The following is a 23,067-nucleotide window of genomic DNA, read 5'->3' as shown; positions in this document are numbered from 1 at the left end:
GACGTCTCTAGCGCTGAAGACTCAGGCCGACCACGGAGACGGTCCGCTCGCCTTGGAAGAGCTGCCCAAGAGCCCGGCCTTCCAGGACCAGAGTGCGAGTGCCCGGCGGCACCACGTCCCGGAAGCGGTCGCGGTCGAAGCGGATGTGGAGGTCCGGCGTGCCGTCACTGTCAAAATCGCCGACTTCGGCAAAGCCAGCTTCCGGAACGATGGGGGAGGAGAGAGTGTTGCCGTCCACCGTCGTGATCTTCAGGGTGTCGGGCTCGATGGTGCTGGCATCGCCGTTCCCCTGAGGCTCGATGTAGGCGTCGACGAAGCGTCCACGGGCCAGATAATTGATCGGCTCCGGCATGTACTCCACCGTCGCCTGGGCCAGCCCCGGCGTGCCTGTGACCACCGTGGAAAGGGTGGTGAGCCGCTGGTACCGGGGCACCAGCTCAGAAGAGGAGGGCTCGTGGGCGTAGAGGCTGTCACCGGGTGCGGTCTTGCTCGCCTCGGTGCTCGTGGCGATGGCCTCGATGCTGTAGGTTCCATCTTCCGTGTAGGCGTCGAAGAGGGCGGAGTAGATACCGTCACCGGCCTGGGTGTCGCCATGGGCTGCGTCGCCGTCATCGAAGAAGGAGACCGGTGCCGAGGAGCCGTCCGGACGGAGCATGGTGCCCTGGAGCTCTACCGCCAGCACCGGCTTCCCATCGAAGGTCGGGGTCGCCTCCAGCACTAGGGGCTGCGGATAGACCGGATCCGCAGGGTTGGCCGCCAGCAGCAGCTGGGCACCGGCATGCTCCGCGAAGGCCTGGGCTTCGATCACGCCGGAGATCACTGTGCCGGCGGACGCGACCATGGACCAGATGCCAGGCTCAGGATTGCGGACTTCGAACAGTCGGCTGTTGATGTCCGTGGCGAAGTCGATGTCCGGATCGCCGGCGGCCACCTGCTCGTCGATCATCTCGCCGCTGGGCGATTCTAAGGCCAGATCGATTTGATCCCCCGCTTCTCCAAGAGCTAGCGAGAAGGTTGCACTGGTTGCACCTTCTTCAACCAAGACCGGTAGCGCTAGGACCTGGCCAGAGCTCAAGGTGGTTTCGACCCGGTAGAGAAGACCACGACCCTGGCTCTCTGCCACTACCCGAAGGTAGAGGCCGACCAGACGTGACGAATCGTCGACACGGTAATACTTGCCGGAGGTAGCCTGAGCGATGTCTTGGAGCGTCGCCTGCCCCGATGCGGAAATCCCGTTGCCCACGCCGACGGTCATCACCGTGACGCCTTCTGATCGGATCGCCGGAAGCGCGCTCATGGGTGCCGTTCCGCAATTGTGATCGCCGTCGCTGAGCAAAACCATCACCTCATTGCAGGACCGGTCAGATCTGGCTTGAATGGCGCTTAGGCCCGCCAGCAGGCCACCGCCGATGTTGGTGCTGCCCGTCGCACTGAGCCCGTCAATGACATTCTTCGCGGCGGTCCGGACCGCACGGTCGTCGATGGTCGTGAGGGGATAGTCCACGGAGGTGGAGCAAGAGAAAGAGGCGACGCCGATGCTACTGCCATCCTTGAGCCGGCCGACGAAGAGCTTGCCTCCCCGCTTGGCGAACTCCAGTCGGTTCTGGGACGCCATGCTGCCGGAACGGTCGATCACCAGCATCGCGCGAAGGTCTGTGGCGCCGGCGCCAAAGCTCACCGAATGAGGCGTAGGAGGCGTCTCGTCGGGCAGACCAGAGGGGGGCGTGGCGGAGCGGGTTGGATGGTCCGCTATGGTGGACCAAGCCGAAGTGCCGTGGGTGGTGTCCTGCCACGTGTCCCCGTTAGGATCGTGGTTGGAGTCCACGCAGAGCTCCTTCATGCTGAACTGACCGTTTCCAGCCGGGAAGTTCCCGCCCTTGGTGAAGAAGTTGTCCATCAGCGAGTACGACAAATCCATCTGGCTCGGTGAGGCGGGACAACCTGCGTTCTCGCCCCCGGGGCCAGAGTATTCATCCTGAACATTGAAGGCATGGTGAATGTGCTCGTGAGCGATGGTGAATGCATCGCCGTCGGCCCCTTGGCGCTGCTGGAAGTTGCTGTCGAAGTAGAGATTCACGTGCTGACCGCGTTCTCCATACCGACCGTAGGTGGCATGGGCTCGATCTCTACCCGGGTGTACCCAATACTCTGCGATCTCGGAAGCCCCGCTGTTGTTGACGATCGTCACGGTGCCGAAACGCTGCTGGCCGTCGAGAGCATCGGCGAAGACGTTGCTGCCGGCCTCAAAAGCCTGTCGGATCTGCTCCAGTTCCTCTTCAGTGGCGTCGAACCGCACCGAGACGCAGAAGTCGTAAACGCCATTGTCGAACTTACCGCTTCCGCCATAGCTTGTTGTTGGCAACACAAACATGCACGCTGCTAAGAGCAGGTGGCAAAGCACAGCGCATGGTTTGGCTTGGAGTAGTGAACCCATAATCAAGTAACTCCTGTGTGTATCTGTTAGCAGGTACTGACCCTCTTGTATTAGACAGCGGAGCTTCGGAAGTGGAGAGGTCAAAGGGCCCTGATGCATCGTCGTCGAGAGCCGCCACAGATGCAGAGTTCTTACCGGGTGGAAGAACTCTGCGCCCTTCGTCAACGAGCGGCGAGAGATCTTGGCCCTTGAACGGTAAACTCAAGTCTGTTCTTGGATCGGAGGCCCACTGACGCCAGCCGAAGAAGGAGCCCCATGCGCCACCCCTCAGCCCCAATCTCAGCTCCAAACCTCGCCACCCTCATCACCTCGGCCGCGATCCTCCTCCTCGCCGCGATCCCAGCCCAAGCCACCCCCATCAAGGCCACCGTCAAAGACGTCTCCGGCCGCCCTCTGCCGGAGATCCAGGTCACAGCCACGGGCTTAGGCGAAAGCGGCTGGAGCGCTGAGGCCACCACCGACCGCAAGGGCAGGTTCGAGATCGACGTGCCGGAGGATGGGACGGGGGTGCAGCTAGAGTTGGTGAAGGAGGGGTATCGGGAGCTGGTGCGGCATGTGCGGGCTCAGGATTTGGCGGAGGCGGGGAGGCGGGGGTTGAAGTTGAAGCTGACGATGCTGGGGGAGGAGGAGCTGGGGCGGTTTGATGCGGAGGCTGCGGGGCGGCCCAAGGGGGAGCAGGGGTTCTCCGGGGCGACGGCGGCGTGGGAGGTTTATGAGCGGGGGCTGCGGGCTCACGAGGCGGGGCGGCCGGAGGATGCTCGGATCCTCTTCGAGCAGGCGCTGGACATGGAACCGCTGCTGCCGCCGGCCAATGCCGCCATGGCCCTCTACCACCTCGACGACGGCGAGCCGGCCCAGGCGGTGACCTCGGCGGAGCTCTTCCTGGCCCATGCGGATGCCGGGTCTTCCAGCTCCGCCATGACCACCGAGGTCAAAAAGATCCGCCGCGACGCCCTCTTCGCGCTGGGGGATTGCGACCGCGCCTTGCCGGCGGCGCTGGAGTTGCTGGAGAGGGAACCGCGGGACTTTTCCGGCCTGCAGGTCAAATACGGCTGCCTCGTCGCCCAGGGGGAGACGGTGGAGGCGGCGGAGGCGTTGGAGGAGCTGTCCCAGGCGGATTCGCTGCTGGGGTCGGCCATTCTGCTCCACAACCTGGCGGTGGGGCAGTTCAAGGCCGGGGAGCGGGAGAAGGCGGCGCGGACCTTCGAGGCGGCGTTGGAGCTGGATCCGGAAATGGCGTCGGCGTGGGGTGGCCTGGCCAAGAGCCACGTGCTGGACAAGCGCTACGAGGAAGCGGCGCAGGCCGCCACCCAATACTTGCGGCGCCGGCCGATGGATGCCGAAGGCCTCGCCATCCGCTACGACTCGCTAGAAGCCCTAGGGCGCCATGACGAAGCGGCGCCGGTGCTCGACGAGTTGGCCGAAATCGATGCCACCCCCCTCACCGCCCGCCGCCTGCACCAGGCCGGCTACCGGCTGGCGGAGCGGGGGCACACCGCGGAGTCCCGGCCGTATTTCGAGCGCGCTGCTGCCATGGACCCGGAGCTGACCATCGCCCGGCGAGCCCTGGCCATCGCCTGCTACCGGTTGGAGGACTATCAATGCTCGCTGGAAGTCTCCGCCGACCTGCTGGCGGAGAACCCGGAGGACGAGCAAGCGCGGCTGCAGATGGAGAAGGCTCGGCGGGCGTTGCGGAGCCCTTGAGGCGGGGCTTCGGAGGCGCCTAGAAGCCCGGCGCCCGCCGGCAGCGAATCAGCAGCGATTTCTCCAAGGCCGCCTCCCGCAGTGGGCGCACCCTTTTGTTGTAGTCGGGATCTTCTACCAGGCTCTGGAACGCCTCCCAGCTGGGATAGCGGACCACGAAGAAGAGGTCGGCGTCGAAGTCGCCGAGGGCCTGCTCGGGCTCGAAAGCGTCGAGCACCCGGGCGCCTAGACGCTGGACGAAGGGCCGCGCGGCGCGGGCATACTCGGAGTATTTCTCGGCGCCGCCCTGCGGTTTGAACCACAGGGCGTTGAGCATGTAAACGGCCTCCTCCTGGTCTGGGGTGCGGGACTCGTCCGCCTCGTGCGCCTTCGTTGCCATCTCGTCAGCGCCCGCCCGCCGCCGGAGAATCCGCAGCCTCCAAGGGGAAGAGGGCCCCGAAGAGATCGTCGTAGCGGTGCTGCCAGAAAGACCACCCGAAGGCGTCGGTGTGCTCCCGGCCCTGGACCTGGTGGCCCCGTTCTTTGAGCTGCTGGGAGAGATAACGATTGGCGGCGGGGATGTCCCAGGCTTCGATCTCGCTGTAGGGATCGTATTTGCCCCAGTCGACGTAGAAGCTCAGCTGCGGCGCGTCGTCGCCGGTGGGGAGCTCCTCGAGGAGCTGATCGGCGGTGACCTCGCTGAGCATGAAGGTGGAGTGAACGCCGGCCTGGGCCACCAGGTCGGGCTGGCGAAAGGTGAGGGTGACGGCGACGCCTCCGAGGAAGCCGAAGCCAACGTGGGCGCGGGCCTGGGGATCGTCTTCTAGGCGATAGGTTTCTTCCAAGAAGGGCAGGACCTCGGTCTCCATCATCTGGACATATTTCGCCAGGTTGGGGCCAAAGACCTCCGCCCCCCGAGAGCCCTCCGTCAGATGGACGAAGGCCGCCACGAAGGGGGCGGCGCTGGTGCCGGCGATGCCGTCCAGGGCGCGCCGGAGGTCACCTTCCGCCAACGCCTGGCCGCCGCCGTGGATCAAGGCCAGAGGATAGTCCGACGAGCCTTCCTCGTAGCCGTGGGGGAGATAGACCTCCACCTTGCGCGGCACCTCGAAGGCCTCGCTGGGGATTTCGTGGGTCTCCCAGCGACCCTCGAGCTCTGCAGCCAGATAGTCCACCGCCGGCGCCTGGGGCATCACTAGCCGGGAACGCTCACCGCCCTGATACGGGGATTTGGCGGGATTTCCGGGATCGAGGACGTCCTCGTCGAAGTTGCGGATGAACTTGTAGGAGACCTGGGCGTCGGGCTCCAGCCGATGGCTCCAATGGAAAAGGTCGGTGCCCGGGGCTCGGTGCATGGGCTCCTCGATGCGGTCACCGATCATGTCGCCGGCGAGGGAGACGTCCTGGGCGTCACCGCGGTAGAGGAAGTGCACCCACCCGGAGTCCTCAATCCAGGGGAAGCTGGGGATGGACTCCATCAGCTGGTCCACCGCCTGGCTCTTGTCGTCCGCCGCAGCGATCCCTTCCAACGCCTTCGCCAGGGGCGAGCCGGCGGGGGGCAGGCCGGCGACGCGCTCGGTGCCGCTGGCGCTGCTGCCCTCGGCGGGGCGCACCGCGATGCTGGCGATCTCGCTCATGCTGCGGGCGTAGATGCGGCCGCCGGCGAGGCTCGGCGGGGTCCACGAGACGTCGCCGAAGAGGTCGAGCTCGGCGAGCTCGATGTATTGCTCCGGCGAGGGCTGGATGAGGTGCAGCGAACCTTTTTTGGTGAGCACCACCAGGCGGTCTCCGGCAACGGTGGGGAAGCCGTCGCCGGGCTCTCGGGAGCGCCAGCGGATCTCGCCGGTGGCGGCGTCGACGCAGGTAAAGATTCGGGTGGTGTAGCCGTAAATGTGGCCGTCGTAGTAGACCGGCACCACGTAGGTATTGCCCAGCACCCGCTTGGACCACAGCTCCTCGACGCTCCAGGTGCCGTCCTTGGAGGCCTGCACCTGGAGCACCTTGGACTCATGGCGGGCATGGTTGAGGAAGAGGCGTCCCGGGCCGGCGGGGACGGGGTTGAGGGCGCCGTTGCCGCTGGCGCTCATGTCGACGAAGAACTCGTGGGACCACAGCTCCTCACCGGTAGTGGGGTCGAGGGCGGCCAATTTGCGGTCGCCGGGGATCAGCAGCTGGTGGCCGCCTTCGGAGCCCGGGTCGGGATCCCAAACCAGCGGACTCTGGTAGTTGACGCCGTCGTCCACGGCGGTCCAGCGATGCTCGCCGGTGGCGGGATCGAAGGCCGCCACGGTACGGCTGGTGGGCTGGGCGCTCTCGCCCCCCTCAGCGCCCCCCTCGGACGGGTTCTCCTCGGATGGGCTCTCTTCGGACTCGTCTCCCTCGGACGCCCCTCCTTCGGGCGTGCTGGGAGCGACGCCGATCTCCACGATGAGATGGCCGTCCACCAGCAGGGGCGAGGTGGAGAAGCCGTAGTGGGGTTTCTGAGCTTCCAAAGCCTCCGGCAGCATTAGCTTCCAAAGCTCCTCGCCGGTGGCGGTGTCGAGGGCGAAGAGCTCGCCCCGGGGAGCCAGGGCGAAGACCCTGCCGTCGGCCAGCAGGGGGGTGGAGATGGGGCCGTCGTGGGAACCGTCATGGCCGATGTAGGTGTCCGCGGCGGCGTAGGTCCAACGGCGCTCACCGGTGGAGGAGTCGAAGGCCACCACCTTGTCCTGGCCGCCCTCGGCGAAGAAGGCCACCGCCAGCCCGTCATCCACTACCACTCCCGAGTATCCGGGCCCCAGATCCTGCTTCCATTCCACCGCCAGGGCTGGATCCCGCAGCTGGGGAAGGCGGGGGTTGGCGTCGCTGCGGCCCTGGAAGACCGGGCCTCGAAAGCCGGGCCAGGAGACGCTGTCGGCGGTTTCCGAGGACATCCCATCGGCATGGCTGGGCAGGGCGACGCCAAGGCCGAGAAGGCAGAAGCACAAGACGAGGATCGAGAAGCGGAGCGTGGGCACCATGACGTTCATCTCCGAAAGTTGGCTGACCAGCGCAAAGTCTTTGGGTAGACCATCGCTGCAAAATGGCTGAGATTCGAGGCCGAGAGCTCAGACGGCTCGGCATCTGAAGTCGAGATGCCGCGTATTGTATGAGACCGGGCTCGTGGAAGGTATACGGTGCCCAGAGCTGGAGGTTCTGCTCAGCGCTCCGGGACTTTGCGCAGAAGAGGTGGCAGGCTCAAGAAACTCGTTCGAGCACTGCTGCCACTCCCTGGCCGACGCCGACGCAGAGGGTACAGAGGGCGTGGCGGCCATCGGCCTCCTCGAGCTGCAGCAGGGCGGTGGTGAGCAGACGGGCGCCGGACATACCCAGGGGATGGCCGAGGGCGATGGCGCCGCCGCTGGGATTGATCCGGGGATCGTCGTCGGCTAGCTCCAAGCTGCGGGTGCAGGCGAGCACCTGGGCGGCGAAGGCCTCGTTGATCTCGATGACGTCCATGGCGTCGAGATCGAGGCCGGCGCGCTCCAGGGCTCGGCGGCTGGCGGGCACCGGGCCGATGCCCATGATGCGTGGCTCCACCCCCACCACGGCGCTGGCCAGCAGCCGCGCTCGGGGCACCAGGCCGTGGCGCCGCAGCCCTTCCTCGGAAGCCAGCAGCAGGGCGGCGGCACCGTCGTTGAGGCCCGAGGCGTTGCCGGCGGTGACGGTACCTGGTTTTCCAGGGTTGGGCTCCGGCACGAAGACCGGCCGGAGCTTGGCCAAGGCCTCGGCGCTGGAATCAGGCCGGGGAAATTCATCGCGGTCGAAGACCAGGGGCTCCGCTTTGCGCCGGGGGACCTCCACCGCCACGATCTCCCGCGCCAGCCGGCCGCTCTCCCGGGCGGCGACGGCCTTGCGCTGGGAGGCGAGGGCGAAGGCGTCCTGGTCCTCGCGGGAAATGTCGTGCTCCCGCGCCAGATTCTCCGCCGTCTGGCCCATGGAATCGATGCCGTAGAGACGTTCCAGCCGCGGATTGACGAAGCGCCAGCCGAGGCTCGTGTCGTAGAGCTGGGAGTCCCGGCCAAAGGCTTTGGAAGCTTTGGAGAGAACGTAGGGGGCGCGGGTCATGTGTTCGACGCCGCCGGCCAGGATGACCTCCGCGTCACCGACGGCGAGGGCGCGGGCGGCAGCCACTACGGCGCTCAGCCCCGAGCCGCACAGCCGGTTGACGGTGAGCCCCGGCACCTCCGGCGGCAGCCCCGCCAGTAGCGACGCCATGCGGGCGACGTTGCGGCAATCCTCGCCGGCCTGGTTGGCGCAGCCCAGGATCACCTCGTCGACGGCGCCGGGATCGAGATCCGCCGACCGGTCCAGGAGCGCCCGCAACGGCACCGCGGCGAGGTCGTCGGTGCGCACCGGGGCCAGGCTCCCCCCCAGGCGGCCGATGGCGGTGCGCACGGCGTCCACCACGTAGACGGCGCCCAGGTTGCCGGTGCTCACTCTCCGGCTCCCTCCGGGGAGCGGTGGAAGCTGCCGCCGTCTCGGGCCAGGCGCCGCAGCAGAGGGCTGGGGCGGTAGCGGTCCTCGCCGTACTCCCGGTGCAGCGCTTCCAGATCCTCGAGGACGGCACCGGCGCCGAGCTCGTCGCACCAGGCCAGCAGACCCTTGGGATAGCGCACGCCGGTGGTCATGGCGAGATCGATGTCGGGAGCGCTGGCGACTCTCCAATGGACCGCGTCGGCGGCCTCGTTGATCAACATCACCAGCACCCGTCGAAAGATCTTCTTCGCGAGCTCGCGGTCGGGCTCCGGTGCGGGCCTTTCCGTGTCGTCCCGATAGTCGTAGAAGCCGCGCCCGCTCTTGCGTCCCAGCCGCCCGGCTTGCACCAGCCGCCGCTGCAGCAGGCTTGGGCGGTAGCGGGGGTCGTAGCCCATCTCGTGGAAGACCGTCTCGGTGACCTTGAGGCTGACGTCGTTGCCCACCAGGTCCATCAGCTCGAATGGCCCCATGGGGAAGCCTCCCAGCTCTTTCAGGGCCCAATCGACGGTGGCGGGGGAGGCGATGCCTTCCTCCACCAGGCGCAGGCTCTCGCCGTAGAAGGGCCGGGCCACCCGGTTGACGATGAAGCCGGGGGTGTCCTGGGCTTCCACCACCGTCTTGCCCCAGCGCTCCAACAGCTGGCGGAGAGTCGAGACCGTTTCCGCCGCGGTCTCCAAGCCGGGGATCACCTCCACCAGCGGCATCAGTGGGACGGGATTGAAGAAGTGGGCTCCCGCCACCCGCACCGGCCGCTGGCAGGCGGCGCTCAAAGCGGTGACCGAGAGGGAGGAGGTGTTGGTGGCCAGCACCGCCTCCGGGGTGGTCACCTCTTCGAGCTGGCGGAAGACCTGCCGCTTGATCTCCAGATCCTCCACCACCGCTTCCACCACCACCGAGCAGGCGGAGAATCGCTCCATCCGGTTGCAGAGGCCGATGCGCTGGAGGATGGCTTCCGACTCGGCCTCGCTGAGCCGGCCCTTGTCCACCAACCGCCGGTGAATCTTGTGCAGATGCTGCCGCGCCGCCTCCCGCGCTTCGGCGTCGAGGTCGTAGAGCACCACCGGGTGACCGGCGGTGGCGGCGGTCTGGGCGATGCCGCGGCCCATGGTGCCGGCACCGACGACGCCGATGGTCTGGCGGGAGGGGTTGGCGTGGGGCTGGCTCATGGGTTGGCTCTTGTCCAGGAAGGCTGAGGCGTCAAGAAAGGCTCAGGCCTGATCAGGGCTGGATCTTGACCGATTCGAGGATCTGCTGGAAGGCCTCGGTGGCGGCGTCTTCCCCCTCCTGGGCACCGGACATGCCGAGGATGAAGAAGATGCTCCCCCGGGGGATCACCCACATGCGGTAGCGGACGGGATAGGCCGCCGGCCCCCCCTGCACCGTGTAGGTGGCGGTGAAGGTCGCAGCCTCAAGGCCGGAGACCTCGGTGGCGGTGACCGCTTGCTCCAGCTGGAAGTCCGGGAAGCCGCCGCGCATCTGATTGGAGATGATGGTGAGGATCTCCGGGGCGTCAAGGTCTCCCAGGGGCTGCCGGGAGCGCATCGCCACCTGCAGCGTCGGGTTGAGGCTGGAATGAGGCTGGGGATACTTCGCCACCACCGCCAGGGGCCGGCCGGAGAGCTCTTCGGCGGCGGTATTCAACAGCTCGTCATTCAGCCGGGTCTCCGGCTTGTCCGGCGACGGCTCGGCCTTGTGCAGGAAGACCCAGGACTCGGGCTTGGTCATCTCGAAGCCCACCATGGGGATGGTGAAGAGATCGCTCTCCTCCTCCGGCGCGGCTGAAGAGGCCGCCGGTGGGGGAGTGGTTTGTTGCTGAGTCTGGACCTGGAGCTGGGCGCTGGCGGGAATTGTCAGGAGGAGAACGGCCAGGACGGAGACGACGAGAAGGAAGCTCTTGAGCTGCATGAATTCACCTAGAAGAGTGTTCGGGGTCGGAGATCGAGTCGGGGGCGGTTGCGAGATCGCAACCTCAGACGGCATCCGATGATAGTGGCTGCTTCCGCCCCCATGCAAACCCGGCCGGTGCCGACCGGAAGGGCGCAAGCCGAGCTGGGACGATTCCAACCGGGGTGGCGGGCTCAGAAGGACCAAAAGACCGGGATGCAAACCGTGGCGAGGATCCAGAACAGAAGGTTGAGGGGAGCGCCGAAGCGCAGGAAGTCGGTGAAGCGGTAGCCACCGGGGCCGTAGACCATGAGGTTGGTCTGGTACCCCGTGGGGGTGAGGAAGGAGGCGGAGGCGGCGAAGCACACCGCCAGGATCAAGGGCTTGGGATCGACACCGAGGGACGCCGCCATGCTGATGGCCACCGGCGTCAGCACGATGGCGGCGGCGTTGTTGGTGACCAGCTCGGTGATGATGGAGGTGGCCAGATAGAGCACCGACACCGCCACCCAAGGCGCCCAGGCCTCCGGCATCCAAGAGCTCGGGGCAAGGACGATGGACGCGATCTTCTCCGCCAACCCGGTGTGGGTCATGGCGGCTCCCACCGGGATGAAGGCCGCGATGAAGACCACCACCGACCAATCGATGGCTCGATATCCATCCGCCGGGTTGATCACCTTGAGGGCGAAGAGCACGGCCACCGCCAGGAGCACGCCGAGCAGAATGTCGACGACGCCGGCGGCGGCGAGACCGACGATGGCCGGGATCAACACCAGGGGCAACCACCAGTACCTCTGGCGCCGTAGCTGGAGGTCGAGCTCGGAGGTGATGATCAGATCTCCATGGCTGCGCAGATCTTCGAGACGGTCCCGGGAGGTGATGAGCAGGAGAGTGTCCGAGAGCCGCAATCGCGCGCGGGCGATGCGCGTCCGCCGGGTCGAGTCGAGGTGCCGGATGGCGAGGACGAAGCCGCCGAAGTGGCGGCGGAAATCCGCCTCCTGGAGGGTTCGTCCGATGAGCCGGCTGCGCGGCGGAATCAACGCCTCCAGCACCACCCGGTCGCTGCCCAAGAGCTCTTCCTCGGTGAGCTTGACGTCGGTGAGCAGGGCGACCCCGAGATCCTCCCGCAACCGCGGCAAGCTCTCTACCGGGCAGCGCACGATGAGCAGATCCCCGACTTCGAGGGGCAGCCGGTGGAGCCGGTCCTCGAACCGCTGGGAGCCGCGGATCACCGTCAACACGGTGACGTCGTATTTGCGGCTGAGGTCGGAGTCGAGCACCGTCCGGCCCACCAGCTTGGATCCTTCGTCGACCCGCAGCTCGGTGAGAAATTCGTCCATCTTGTAGCTGACGGTGAGACTGCGGGTGGTGATGCGCGCCGGCAGAAAACGGGGCGCCACCACCAGGATGTAGATCAACCCCACGACCAGGAAAAGGCTACCCAGGGGCAGGAAGTCGAACATCGACAGGGCGCCGACCTCCGAGTCCTCGGCGATGGAGCTGACCAGCAGGTTGGTGGACGTGCCGATGAGGGTCAGGGTGCCGCCGATGATGGCGGCATAGGAGAGAGGGATGAGCACCCGGCTGGGGCTGAGCTGGAACCTGCGGCAGAGGTCCACCGCCAACGGAATGGTGATCACCACCACGGCGGTGTTGTTGAGGAAGCCGGACATCAACGCGACGGCCAGGAGCAGCACGGCGATGCCCAGCCACGGCCGCTTGCCGAAGCGCCGGCTCAGCCTCTCCGCGGCGACTTCCAAGAAGCCGGTCCGCACTAGGGCGTGGCTGAGGACGAAAAGACCGCCGATGGTCAGCACTCCAGGGTTGGAAAAACCCGCCACCGCCTGGTCGAGACTCACCAGGCCGCTGAGGGTGAGCAGCGAGAGCATGCACAGGGCGGTGACCTCCACCGGCAGCACTTCGAAGACGAAGAACGCGAAGGTGGCGGCGAGGAGCAGCAGCAACCAGATGGCTTCGGCACCCATGGTCGGCAGATCCTAGCAACCAGAGTGGCAGCCTGGGAAGCTGAGACGAGCTACTCGAAACGCGGCGTGAAGCGGTCGAGCACCGAGTACGGATCCGGCCAGGGCAGATCCCAACCGAGGGCGTGGGCGGCGTGGCGGGTCCAATAGGGATCCCACAGATGCATGCGGGCCAGGGCGCAGAGGTCCGCCCGGCCGGCGGCGAGGATGGTGTTGACGTCGGTGTAGGACGAAATATTGCCCACCGCCATGGTGGGAATCCCCACCTCGTGGCGTACCCGATCCGAGAACGGAGTTTGGAAGAGGCGGCCGTAGACGGGCTTGGCGTCGGGCACCGTCTGGCCGGCGGAGACATCCACCAGGTCGCAGTCGTGGGCCTTCAGCAACCGGGCGATCTCCACCGCGTCCTCCGGCTGATTGCCCCCGGGGGCCCAATCCACCGCCGAAATGCGCACGAAGATGGGCTTGTCTTCCGGCCACACCGCCCGCACCGCATCGAAGACCTCCAGCGGATAGCGCATGCGGTTCTCCAACGAGCCGCCGTACTCGTCCTGACGCTGGTTGGTGAGGGGGGAGAGGAAGGTGGCGAGGAGGTAGCCGTGGGCGCAGTGGAGCTCCAGCAGATCGAAGCCCGCCTCGTCAGCTCGGCGCGCGGCGGCGACAAAGTCGTCCCGCACCGCGTCCATGTCACCGTGATCCATCGCCTTGGGGACCTGGCTGTGCTCCAGGTAGGGAATGGGGGAGGCGGCGAGGAGGGGCCAGGCCCCTTCTTCCAGCGGCTCGTCAATGCCTTCCCAGGCCAGCTTGGTCGCTCCCTTGCGGCCGGCGTGGGCGAGCTGGACGCCGATCTTCGACGTCGTGTTCTCGTGCACGAAGTCGGTGATGCGGCGCCACGCAGTGACGTGCTCGTCCTGATAGAGCCCCGCACAACCCGGGGTGATCCGGGCTTCCCGGCTGATATCGGTCATCTCGGTGATCACCAGCCCGGCGCCGCCGACGGCGCGGCTGCCCAGATGCACCAGATGCCAGTCGTTGGGCCGGCCGTCCTCGGCGCTGTACTGGCACATGGCGGAGACCACCACCCGGTTGGGCAGCAGCAGTCCGCGAAGCTTGAAGGGGGTGAAGAGAGGCGGCGGCACTGGTTCCGTCGGGGCTGGTTTCGTCGGGGCTGGCTCCGGCAGGATCCGCTCACCGCTGCGCTCCTGGGCCTCCTCGGCGAACCAGCGGTCGATGTTGCGAACGTAGGCCGGATCCCGCAGCTTCAGGTCCTCATGGCTGATGCGCAGGCTGCGGGTCAGCAGGGTGAAGCCGAATTGCACCGGCGGCAGCTGGAAGTAGCGCTCGGTCTCCTCGAACCACTGCAGGCTCGCCTGCGCCGCCCGCTGCAGGCTCTCCACATCCGGTCGCCGTTCCTCCTCGTAGCGCTGCAGCGCCGCGTTCAGATCTGCTCCGGAAGTCTCGTCCTCGGCGAGATCCTGCAGGGTGTCGGCGAGGGCGATGGAATCCTCCAGCGCCAGCTTGGTGCCGGAGCCGACGGAGAAGTGCGCTGTGTGGGCGGCATCCCCCAACAGCACCATCTTGCCGTGGTGCCAATGCCCGTTCTTGATGGTGGGGAAGCGGCGCCACAGGGAGCGGTTCTTGATCAGCCCATGGCCGTCCAGCTGCTCGGCGAAGAGCTGCTGGCAGAAGGCCACGGTGGCGTCCTCGTCCTCGGGATCGAGACCGGCGGCGTGGAAAGTCTCGTCGGTGGTCTCGACGATGAAGGTGGAGCGAGCCTCGCCGTTCTCGGTGGGCTCGTATTGATAGGCGTGGGCCCGCCACAGCCCGTGGCGGTCTTCCTGGAAGTAGAAGGTGAAGGCGGGGAAGGGCTGGGTGGTGCCGAGCCACACGAAGCGGTTGGGGCGCCAGTCGATGGCGGGCTGGAAGTGCTCCGCGAAGGTCTCCCTGAACCGGCTATTCACCCCGTCCGCCGCCACCACCAGGTCCGCATCGGCCAAGAACCCCGCCGCCTCCGGGTCCACCTCCGACTCGTAGTCAATCTCCACCCCCAGCTCCCGGCAGCGCTGGGCGAGGATGTCGAGGAGGGTCTGGCGGGAGAGCCCGGCAAAGCCGTGACCGGTGGAGGAGAGGACGGTCCCCCGGTAGTGAATGTCGATGTCGTCCCAGTGGTAGAAGGCCCGGGTGATGGCGTCGTAGCTCTCCCGGTCGGCGTCGGCGAGGTTGTCCATGGTGGCGTCGGAGAAGACCACGCCGAAACCGAAGGTGTCGTCCGCCCGGTTGCGCTCATGCACCCGCACCCGATGCCCCGGATCCCGCTTTTTCATCAACAGCGCGAAGTACAGCCCCCCGGGGCCCCCGCCGACAATCTCGATCTTCATGCCAAACCCTCACTCATTCCCAATATCTCTTTGAGCACCAGCACACGAACGGTCCCAGCGGAGCCGGTCCTGTCGATCCGAGCACGGCGCGAACCCAACCCGAAGGGCGAGGAGCGACCGCAGGGAGCGGAACGTTTGAGCGCCGCGCGCAGAACTGACGGGACGGGCGGAGCCAAAACCACAATCGCCGGGCCTCAGGATGTTTCCGCCAACAGCGCCCGCGCAATGATCAGTCTCTGAATCTCCGTCGTCCCCTCATAGATCCGCAACGACCTGATCGAGCGGTAAAGGTGATCCACCGGATGCTCCGCCAGGCATCCCCGCCCGCCGAGAATCTGAATCGCATCGTCGATGATCCGCTGCGCCGCCTCCGTCGCGTAGGACTTGGCCATGGCCGCCTCCACGGTGGTGCGCTCCGTCCCGTCGTCCCGCTCCCACAGCGCCCGGTATACCAGCAGCCGCGAGGCCGTCAGCTCCGTCGCCCCGCGGGCCAGCTTGTCCTGAGTCATCTGATACTCCGCCAGCGCTTGGCCTCCCAAGTGCCGCTGCTTCGAGTAAGCCAACGCCTCCGCCAGCGCCCGCTGCGCCATCCCGCAAGCCGCCGCACCAACGGTGGCCCGCAGCCGATCCAACGAGGCCAACCCGATCTTCAGCCCCTCTCCCTCCGAACCCAGCCGGTGGGAGGCTGGAACCCGGCAAGCCTCGAAGGCCAGCTCCCCGAGGGGATGGGGGGCACTCATCACCTGCGCCCGGGCCAGGGACAGCCCCGGCGTGTCCGCGGGTACCACGAAGCACGAGATTCCCCGCTTGCCCGCCTCCGCATCCGTCACCGCAAAGACGGTATAAAAATCCGCGATACCCGCGTTGGAAATGAACGCCTTGCCGCCGTTCAGCACATAGTGGGAGCCATCCCGCACGGCCCGGGTCGACAGATGGGCCACGTCCGACCCCGCCTCCGCTTCCGTCATGGCGAAGGCCGCCATCGCCTCGCCGCGGAGCGCCGGCTCCACGAACGCTCGCTTCAGCTCGTCGCTCCCCGCCAGCTGGATCGGCATCGAGCCCAAGGCCTGCAGCGCGAAGACCGCATCCGCCAGCGGCGATTCCGCCGCCAGGACTTCCCGCAGCAGGCCACAGGCCCGTAGGTCCGGCACCGCGATGGGCTGCAGCCAGGTCCCCTCGCCCAGGGCCGTGAGGACCTGGCGCGCCTGCCGCCGGGCCTGCTCATCGTCCTCCGCGTGCCCCAGGGGAGCGATCTGCTCTGCGACGAAGGCTTCTGCCGCCGTCGCCAGCTGATGATGGCGAGGTTCCAGGAACGCGCGAGTCGCTCGAGTGTCGGGCATTGTCGACCCGCCCTACTCGAAGCGCGCCTTGCGCTTGTCCCGGAACGCCTCGAAGGCTTCGCGGAAATTGGGATTTTGCATGCAGACCGCCTGAATCTGCGCCTCATTTTCCATCGCCGTCGCCAGATCCATATGCGCCTCCCGGTTGAGAGCATCCTTGGTGATCTCCAGCGCGAAGGACGGTCCCCGGGCGAGCTTCTCCGCCAGCCCCCGAGCCCGGGACAGCACTTCGTCGTCGCTCACCACATGGTTATAGAGGCCGATGCGGTGGGCCTCCCGGGCGTCGATGAAGTCTCCGGTCATCAGCAGCTCGGTAGCCTGCCCCAGACCGACGAGGCGCGGCAGCAACCAGGCCGCGCCCATATCCGCCCCGCACAGGCCCACCTTGGTGAATACGAAGCCGATCTTGGCCGACTCCGCCGCTACCCGCACATCGCTGGCGGCGGCCATCACCGCTCCCGCCCCCGCCACCGTGCCGTTGAGGGCCGCCACCACCGGACGCCGGCACAGCCGCATGGAGAGGATCAGATCGCAGGTCAGGCGGGTGAACTCCAGCAGTCCTTCATAGCCGCGGTCGAAGAGCTGACCGATGATGTCGTGGACGTCGCCGCCGGAGCAGAACGCCTTGCCCGAGCCGGTGAGGATCACCGCACGGACCCCTTCCTCGTGATTCAGCGCCCGGAACGTATCCCGCAGCTCCTCGTAGATGTCGAAGGTGAGGGCGTTGAGCCGGTCCGGGCGGTTGAGGGTGATGGTCGCCACCGCCGTTTCGGGATCGAATTCATAGAGAAAATGCTCGGGGTTCAAGGCCATGGTCCGTCTCTCCTGGGGTCGATACTCGGTTCGAAGGGCTTGGATACTGCAGAAACTCTTCGGTGATTGGAGCGGGGAAGCGAGGCAGCTAGGTGGGGAGCACGGCCGTAGCCTCGATCTCCACCATCGCCCCCGGGTCCACCAGCTCGCTCACCGCCACCAGCGCCATGGCGGGGAAGTGGCGGCCCATGCGCTGGCGGTAGACGTCTCCTAGAGCCTTGAGACTGCTGCGGTAGGTCGCCATGTCCGTGACATAGACGGTGAAGCGGCCGAGATGCTCCGGCCTGCCCCCGGCAGCTGCCGCCACCGCCAGCACATTGTCCAAGGCCTTGGCGAATTGCCCGACGAAGGCTTCTGCTCCGGAGCTTTGGGGCAGCGGCGCACCGTCGGTGCCGTGAGCCGTCTGACCGGCGATGAAGAGCACCCGCCCTCCTGCCGGCGCCAGCAGGCCATGACTGAAACCCCGAGCCGGCGGCATCTCCGATGGGTTGAAGATCTCGTAGCTCATCCCAAGAAACCTCCACCGTCGATGACGATGGCCTGGCCGTTGACGCTGGCGGCACCGTCGCCGCACAGCCACAGCGCCGCGTCGGCGACCTCCTGAGGTGTCACCAGGCGGCCGTGGCCGGATGTCTGCTGCAGATTCTTCAGCGCCTGCTCCTCGTCCAGACGGGTCTTGGCGACGATGCGCTCGATGCTCTGGCGGGTCATTTCCGTGTCCACATACCCCGGGCACAGGGCGTTCACCGTCACCCCGCGCCCCGCCACCTCCGCCGCGGCGCAGCGGGTGAAACCCACCTGGGCGTGCTTCGACGACGAATAATGGGCCATGTACTGGCCCCCGGACCGCCCCGCCACCGAAGCGACATTGATGATCCGGCCCCAGCCCGTTTCCACCATCGCCGGGAGGAAGGCCTGGGTGCACAGGAACGTGCCGGTGACGTTGACCGCGAAGATGCGGTTCCAATCCTCCAGGGTGATGCGCGCCAGCGGCGCCGAGGCGGCGATGCCGGCGTTGTTCACCAGGATGTCGACGCCCCCCAGGTGCTCCGCCGCGGCCCGGGCCAGCGCCGCCACCGACTCCTCATCGGCGACGTCCGCCGTCGCCGCGTAAGCCCGATGGCCGGCCTGCGTCAGCTCGTCCGCCAGGGCCTCGATCTCCGACTCGGTGCGCGCCGAAACCAACACCGCCGCCCCCGCCGCCGCCAACGATCGAGCGACCTCCGCGCCAATCCCGCGCCCGCCGCCGGTGATCACCGCCGTGCGGCCGTGGAGGATTCCCTGCTGCTCGCTCATACTTCGTCTCCTGGTGCGTCTGATGAGTCTTGGCGGTGCGATGCCTTCGGGCTACCGAGGGCCTGCAACACCGCTTGGCACAGGATCTCTCCCAGCACGGCGATGGTCTCGTGGCCTTCTGCGGCGGTAGCTTGGGAAGGATACCCGAAATAGGCCTGGTCGCCACCGGCCTGGCGAAAGTCCCGCTGGCCGGCGCGGATGGCGTCGGAGAGGGAGACCGGATGATCCGGCAGCTCCTCCGCCAGCTCCCGGCGCACCAGGTCCGGCCGCGCCGCCAGCACGATGGAGCCCTCATAACGCCCGGCATGGCAGGCGCCGCTCTTGAACTCGTCGGTGAGCTGCAGAGCCCAGGGCTTGCGGGTGACGTCGGGGAAGATGGGGCGGCGTAGGCCCCGTTCCTCGCAAGCCTTCAGCGCGTCGTAGATCCCTCCCAGATTGCCCGGATCGAAGTGGGCATTGGCCAGCACCAGATGCTCCAGCCCCCAGGCTTCAACGCTCGCCGCGATCTGCACCAGCTGGGCGGCGTAGTTCTCCCGGCCGAGGGAAACGGTTCCCGGAAAGCTCGCCGCAAAGCCGGCGGGGGAGTAGGCCAGGGAGGGCAGGCGCAGCCCCAGAATCCCCTCCTCCGCCAGCTTCTCGGCTCCGGCACGGGCCATGGCCTCGGCGATGACCACGTCGGTACCCAGCGGCAAGTGCGGCCCGTGAGCCTCCAACGCCCCCACCGGCAAAATCAACACCGTGCCCTTGGGATCCAGCGCTTCGACGTCCTTCCAGGTCAGCTCGGCGAGAGCCTGACCTGGCTCGATGGGGCCGTCTGGTGGGTGTCGGATCAAGCCCTCACCCCCTCGGTCCCCCTCTCCCAGCCGCCCTCCCGGCCTGCCGGTAGAGGGGGAAGCTCGCAGCTTACCGCCGTGCTGACAACCAACGATGGGCAGGGGAGGGACTGATTTATTGGTTGCTTGCGGGTTGGTCTACAAGCCTGAGCCCTCACCCCCTCGGTCCCCCTCTCCCAGCCGCTCTCCCGGCCTGCCGGTAGAGGGGGAAGCTCGCAGCTCCGGGGTCGCAGGCTCGCTGGAAGGGAGGGAAGACTCCGAGGCGCCCGAAGCGGGCAGGAGGGACAGCGGAAAAACGCGCGGAACTGTCTGAGCGCCAGCGAGTTTTCCGCGCGCCGCTGTCGCTCCCTAGCCCGCATCGGCCAGCAGCGCCGAGGCCTGACCGAGCTCCAGCGAGCCTGCGACCCCGGAGCTTCAACTCCTGTAGAAAAGATCTCGAACATTCAACCACTCCGTTTGACCGCGATTTCCCACGATCAGTATCATACCGGCCCATGTCATCCTCATCTTCGGGAGCGCTGCCCACGCAGCTGAATATCGCCGACTACTTCCTCGACGCGCGGATCCGTGAGGGCCACGGTGACGCTCCGGCGGTGGTCATGGACACCGGCCGCTGGACCTACGGCCAGGTTCAGGAGCTAGCCAACCGCTACGGGCAGCTGCTCCTCGATGCCGGCGTCCAGCCGGAGCAGCGGGTGATCATCGCGCTGCCCGACGGCATCGAATATGTTGCCGCCCTCTTCGGCATCCTCAAAATCGGTGCCGTGGTGGTGATGGTCAACCCGGAGCTTTCCGCGGACGCTCTAGAGTACTTCCTCGGCTACACCCGCGCCGTCGCTGCCTTCGTCCATGGTGACAACCGCCCGGCCTTCGAGCAAGCGCGGAAGGCCGAGGAGGAGACGGCCCAGGGCTGCTTCCTGCGCACCCTGCTGACCATCGGCACCCGCGAGCACGATGCGGCGGTGGCGGCGGTCTCCGGGGACCTTCAGACCTTTCCCTCCCACCGCGACGATCCGGCCATCTGGCTCTTCTCCGGCGGCACCACCGGCAAACCCAAAGCCGTCGTCCAGCCTCACGCCTCCTTCGCCAACACCACCCGCTGCTATGCCGAGCAGGTGCTCCAATATCGCCCGGGGGACCTCACCCTCTCCGTGCCCAAGCTCTTCTTCGGCTACGCCACCGGCTCCAACCTGCTCTTTCCTTTCGCCGCCGGTGCCGCGACCCTGCTCTTCCCCGAGCGTTGTACCGCCGAACGGCTCTACGAGCTCATCGCCAAGCACCGGCCGACCCTGCTCATCAACGTGCCCACCATGGTGCGCAAGCTCCTGGAGCACCCGGTGGTGGAGGAGCAGGACCTCTCCTGCCTGCGCCTCGCCACCTCCGCCGGCGAAGCCCTGCCGGTGGCGCTTCACGAGCGCTGGAACGACGTCTTCGGTGTCGAGCTCCTGGACGGCCTGGGCACCGCCGAGATGTGGCACGTCTTCCTCTCCAACCGCCCCGGCGCCGTGCGCCCCGGAACCCTCGGACAGGCGGTGCCGGGCTTCGAGCTCAAAGTCTGCGACGACGACGGCACGGAGCTGCCGGCGGGGGAGACCGGGGCCTTGTGGGTCCGCGGCGACTCCCTGGCCGTCGGATATTGGCAGCGCCAGCAGCGCACCCGCCGGGCCTTCCGCGGGGAGTGGTACGTCACCGGCGACATGGTGGAGCAGGATGAGGACGGTTACTTCACCTATCGCGGCCGCGGCGACGACCTGCTGAAGGTTTCGGGCAAATGGCTCGCCACCCGGGAGGTGGAGGAATGCCTGGCGCAACACGGCTCGGTGGAGGAGGCGGCGGTGGTGGGCGTCCAGGACGAAAATGGCCTCACCGTGCCCCATGCCTTCATCGTCGTGGCGGAGGGCGCCACGGCCGGCGATGCGCTGGTCTGCGAGCTCCAGGACTGCGTCAAAGAGAACCTCGAGCCCTACAAATACCCTCGCCGAGTTTCCTTCCTCGACACCTTGCCCCGCACCCACCTGGGCAAGATCGACCGCGGAAAGCTGCGCCGGGTCGCAGCGTCGAGCTGACCATCTCGGTGGATCCCTTGGCGTAGAATGCCCCCCGGGGCCTACCGCCCCGGATCTGATTCGACTCGAAAGGAGCCCTCAGTGACCCTAGCCAGCTTCCTCGTCCTATTGCTCATCGCCGCCATCTGCGGCGCCATCGGTCAGGCCATCGCCGGCTATTCTCTGGGCGGCTGCCTGGTCTCCGTGGGCGTCGGGCTCATCGGCGCTGTGCTGGGGATGTGGATGGCCCGCACTCTGTCGCTGCCGGAGCTCTTCGTGGTTCAGGTCGGCGGCGAGCCCTTCCCGGTGGTGTGGTCGATCATCGGCTCGGTGATCTTCGCCCTCGTCATCGGTGTCCTCACTCGGCGGCGCTAGCTGCCAGCGGTTTCACTCCCTCCGGCGACGGCTCCCTCCGTCGCCACGTGCTGAGCGACTTCAAACCAGGTCGTAAAGAGTCTGCTCGGCTGCTTGACCTCACCGCTGAGGTCGGTAGACTTCATATTGGTATTGTTTTGAATTCGTCCGTGTTCGCAGATTGTGACGACGCCAGGTATGGATCGCCAGATCTCCCGCCGCAGCGAACACGCTAGAACGAAGTTTTTGGGGAGGAGCCTGGCTCTCCCGAGATGAGTTGATCTGCCATCATGAGCGTTTCCCGCCTGCTGCGCTTCCAGCTTCGCTGCCTCTACACGCCACAGCTCGATGTCGGCCCTCTGCGTCGGCTTTCCCACTACCTCGCCGCTACGGCTCTTGCCCCGAGGCTGATCCTGCGTTTCTATCGCTGGGTGCGGACCATGCGCACCGAGACGATTGTGCCCTGGGATGGCCCCGAGCGCTGCTGCGTCGTGCTGCTCAGCTACCGACGGCCGGCCAATATCCCGCTGCTGGTGGAGAGCTTTCTGCGCTGCGACTTCGTCGGGCAGGTGGTGGTGAGCAACAACAACCCCGAGGTCGACCTTTCCGGGCCCCTGGCGGTCTTCGACGATCCTCGCCTGGAGCTCATCCAGCAGCCCAAGGCGACCAAACAGGGCATCCGCTTCGCCCTCGCCCAGCGCCACGCTGGCCGCTTCGACTTCTTCTTCTCCCCCGATGACGACCGCTTTCTGCTGCCTAGCCAGCTGCGGCAGCTCTTCGCCGCCCTGGTGGCGGAGCCGGAGGTACCCCATGGCATCGAGGGGGAGGTGCGGGTGCAGCGCGGGGATTGGGAAGGCTACCCCTTCCGCGTCGGCTCCGTCGACAACGGCCGCGCCGACCACCTCACCGGGTACTACGCCTTCACCCGTCTACACCTGCGCCGGGCGTTGGAGACCTTCGAGAAGCTGGGCTGGAAAGAGCTCGACAAGGTGGGCAACGGCGAGGACATCGTCCTCAGCTTTGCCGGCGACGACCGCCCGCGGATTCATGACCTGGGCAAGATCCTGGAATGCGAATCCTGGTCCCTCGCCGGCGTCGCCACCTGGATGACCCACGACGACTTCTTCGAGCAACGCAAGGACCTCCACGACCGTCTGCAGGAACGCCGTACTTCCTATGCGGCCCAGCTCCGCTAGGTCGAAGCCTGCAACTGCTAAACTGCCTCCAGCCAACGCGGCCTTAGCAGCCACCTCTCTACGCCGGAGTGGCGAAATCGGTATACGCAGAGGACTTAAAATCCTCCGCCTTCGGGCTTGCGGGTTCGAGTCCCGCCTCCGGCAAGTCAGTGATTTCAGCGATTCTTCGTCCTGGTACGATCGCGGGCTCTCGGGAGACCCGCTGGAGGGGGTCTGTATCCGCGGGGGCGGAGGAGCGAGGGCGATGGGGAAGGAGACTCCGGAGAGGCAGGAAGGTGGTGGGGCCTGTCGCGAGCTGTCCGGTCTCCCCGGCAGTTCCGGGGAGACCGAAT

The 23,067-nt window shown here is 66.9% G+C and carries 17 protein-coding genes and 1 tRNA gene; 5 read left to right on the top strand and 13 right to left on the bottom strand.

Annotated elements, in window-relative coordinates:
• Positions 1-7: 7 nt before the first annotated feature.
• Positions 8-2,365, bottom strand: a complete 2,358-nt coding sequence (locus tag SX243_16050; protein MDY7094484.1) for a VWA domain-containing protein — start codon at positions 2,363-2,365, stop codon at positions 8-10.
• 324 nt (positions 2,366-2,689) lie between these two features.
• Between SX243_16050 and SX243_16045 the strand changes: the two genes are divergently transcribed.
• Positions 2,690-4,138 (top strand): tetratricopeptide repeat protein, encoded by a 1,449-nt coding sequence (locus tag SX243_16045; GenBank protein ID MDY7094483.1) that lies wholly within the window; start codon positions 2,690-2,692, stop codon positions 4,136-4,138.
• Positions 4,139-4,157: 19 nt separating this feature from the next.
• Here the strand turns inward: SX243_16045 and SX243_16040 are convergent, their stop codons facing one another.
• The 12 genes from SX243_16040 to SX243_15985 all read right to left on the bottom strand — a co-directional run bounded on the left by SX243_16040 (position 4,158) and on the right by SX243_15985 (position 19,140).
• Positions 4,158-4,517 carry a DUF1330 domain-containing protein gene (locus SX243_16040; GenBank protein MDY7094482.1) on the bottom strand — a complete coding sequence of 120 codons (360 nt, stop codon included), beginning with the start codon at positions 4,515-4,517 and terminating at the stop codon, positions 4,158-4,160.
• 4 nt (positions 4,518-4,521) lie between these two features.
• Positions 4,522-7,116: a PQQ-binding-like beta-propeller repeat protein gene (locus SX243_16035; GenBank protein MDY7094481.1), complete on the bottom strand. Its 2,595-nt coding sequence runs from the start codon at positions 7,114-7,116 to the stop codon at positions 4,522-4,524.
• 217 nt (positions 7,117-7,333) lie between these two features.
• Positions 7,334-8,560, bottom strand: a complete 1,227-nt coding sequence (pcaF, locus tag SX243_16030; protein ID MDY7094480.1) for a 3-oxoadipyl-CoA thiolase — start codon at positions 8,558-8,560, stop codon at positions 7,334-7,336.
• An 11-nt stretch (positions 8,561-8,571) separates the two neighbouring features.
• Positions 8,572-9,780, bottom strand: coding sequence for a 3-hydroxyacyl-CoA dehydrogenase NAD-binding domain-containing protein (locus SX243_16025; GenBank protein ID MDY7094479.1), 1,209 nt, complete (start codon positions 9,778-9,780; stop codon positions 8,572-8,574).
• 52 nt (positions 9,781-9,832) lie between these two features.
• Positions 9,833-10,519, bottom strand: a complete 687-nt coding sequence (locus tag SX243_16020) for a hypothetical protein (GenBank protein MDY7094478.1) — start codon at positions 10,517-10,519, stop codon at positions 9,833-9,835.
• A gap of 173 nt (positions 10,520-10,692) precedes the next feature.
• Complete coding sequence (locus SX243_16015) at positions 10,693-12,483, bottom strand: SLC13 family permease (protein MDY7094477.1); 1,791 nt, start codon at positions 12,481-12,483, stop codon at positions 10,693-10,695.
• Between the two features lie 50 nt (positions 12,484-12,533).
• A complete protein-coding gene (locus tag SX243_16010; protein ID MDY7094476.1) occupies positions 12,534-14,858 on the bottom strand; it encodes a bifunctional salicylyl-CoA 5-hydroxylase/oxidoreductase in 2,325 nt (774 codons plus the stop codon).
• Positions 14,859-15,052: 194 nt separating this feature from the next.
• Positions 15,053-16,198 carry an acyl-CoA dehydrogenase family protein gene (locus tag SX243_16005; protein MDY7094475.1) on the bottom strand — a complete coding sequence of 382 codons (1,146 nt, stop codon included), beginning with the start codon at positions 16,196-16,198 and terminating at the stop codon, positions 15,053-15,055.
• Positions 16,199-16,210: 12 nt separating this feature from the next.
• Positions 16,211-17,056, bottom strand: coding sequence for an enoyl-CoA hydratase family protein (locus SX243_16000; protein ID MDY7094474.1), 846 nt, complete (start codon positions 17,054-17,056; stop codon positions 16,211-16,213).
• 43 nt (positions 17,057-17,099) lie between these two features.
• Positions 17,100-17,519 (bottom strand): RidA family protein, encoded by a 420-nt coding sequence (locus SX243_15995; protein MDY7094473.1) that lies wholly within the window; start codon positions 17,517-17,519, stop codon positions 17,100-17,102.
• Positions 17,516-18,307: an SDR family NAD(P)-dependent oxidoreductase gene (locus SX243_15990; protein ID MDY7094472.1), complete on the bottom strand. Its 792-nt coding sequence runs from the start codon at positions 18,305-18,307 to the stop codon at positions 17,516-17,518. Before SX243_15990 ends, SX243_15995 begins: the two co-directional genes overlap by 4 nt.
• Positions 18,304-19,140, bottom strand: a complete 837-nt coding sequence (locus tag SX243_15985; protein MDY7094471.1) for a creatininase family protein — start codon at positions 19,138-19,140, stop codon at positions 18,304-18,306. Before SX243_15985 ends, SX243_15990 begins: the two co-directional genes overlap by 4 nt.
• Positions 19,141-19,634: 494 nt before the next feature.
• Between SX243_15985 and SX243_15980 the strand changes: the two genes are divergently transcribed.
• From SX243_15980 to SX243_15965, 4 genes are all read left to right on the top strand, one after another.
• Positions 19,635-21,206 (top strand): benzoate-CoA ligase family protein, encoded by a 1,572-nt coding sequence (locus SX243_15980; GenBank protein MDY7094470.1) that lies wholly within the window; start codon positions 19,635-19,637, stop codon positions 21,204-21,206.
• Positions 21,207-21,287: 81 nt separating this feature from the next.
• The gene (locus SX243_15975; GenBank protein ID MDY7094469.1) at positions 21,288-21,560 is read left to right on the top strand and encodes a hypothetical protein; all 273 of its coding nucleotides are present in this window, start codon (positions 21,288-21,290) and stop codon (positions 21,558-21,560) included.
• A gap of 269 nt (positions 21,561-21,829) precedes the next feature.
• Positions 21,830-22,735 carry a hypothetical protein gene (locus tag SX243_15970; GenBank protein MDY7094468.1) on the top strand — a complete coding sequence of 302 codons (906 nt, stop codon included), beginning with the start codon at positions 21,830-21,832 and terminating at the stop codon, positions 22,733-22,735.
• A gap of 62 nt (positions 22,736-22,797) precedes the next feature.
• Positions 22,798-22,879 (top strand) — tRNA-Leu (locus SX243_15965).
• Positions 22,880-23,067 lie beyond the last annotated feature (188 nt).

Source organism: Acidobacteriota bacterium (assembly GCA_034211275.1).
Taxonomy (GTDB): domain Bacteria; phylum Acidobacteriota; class Thermoanaerobaculia; order Multivoradales; family JAHZIX01; genus JAGQSE01.
Note: the sequence above shows the minus strand (reverse complement) of the source record. Positions and strands in the feature narration are given on the sequence as shown.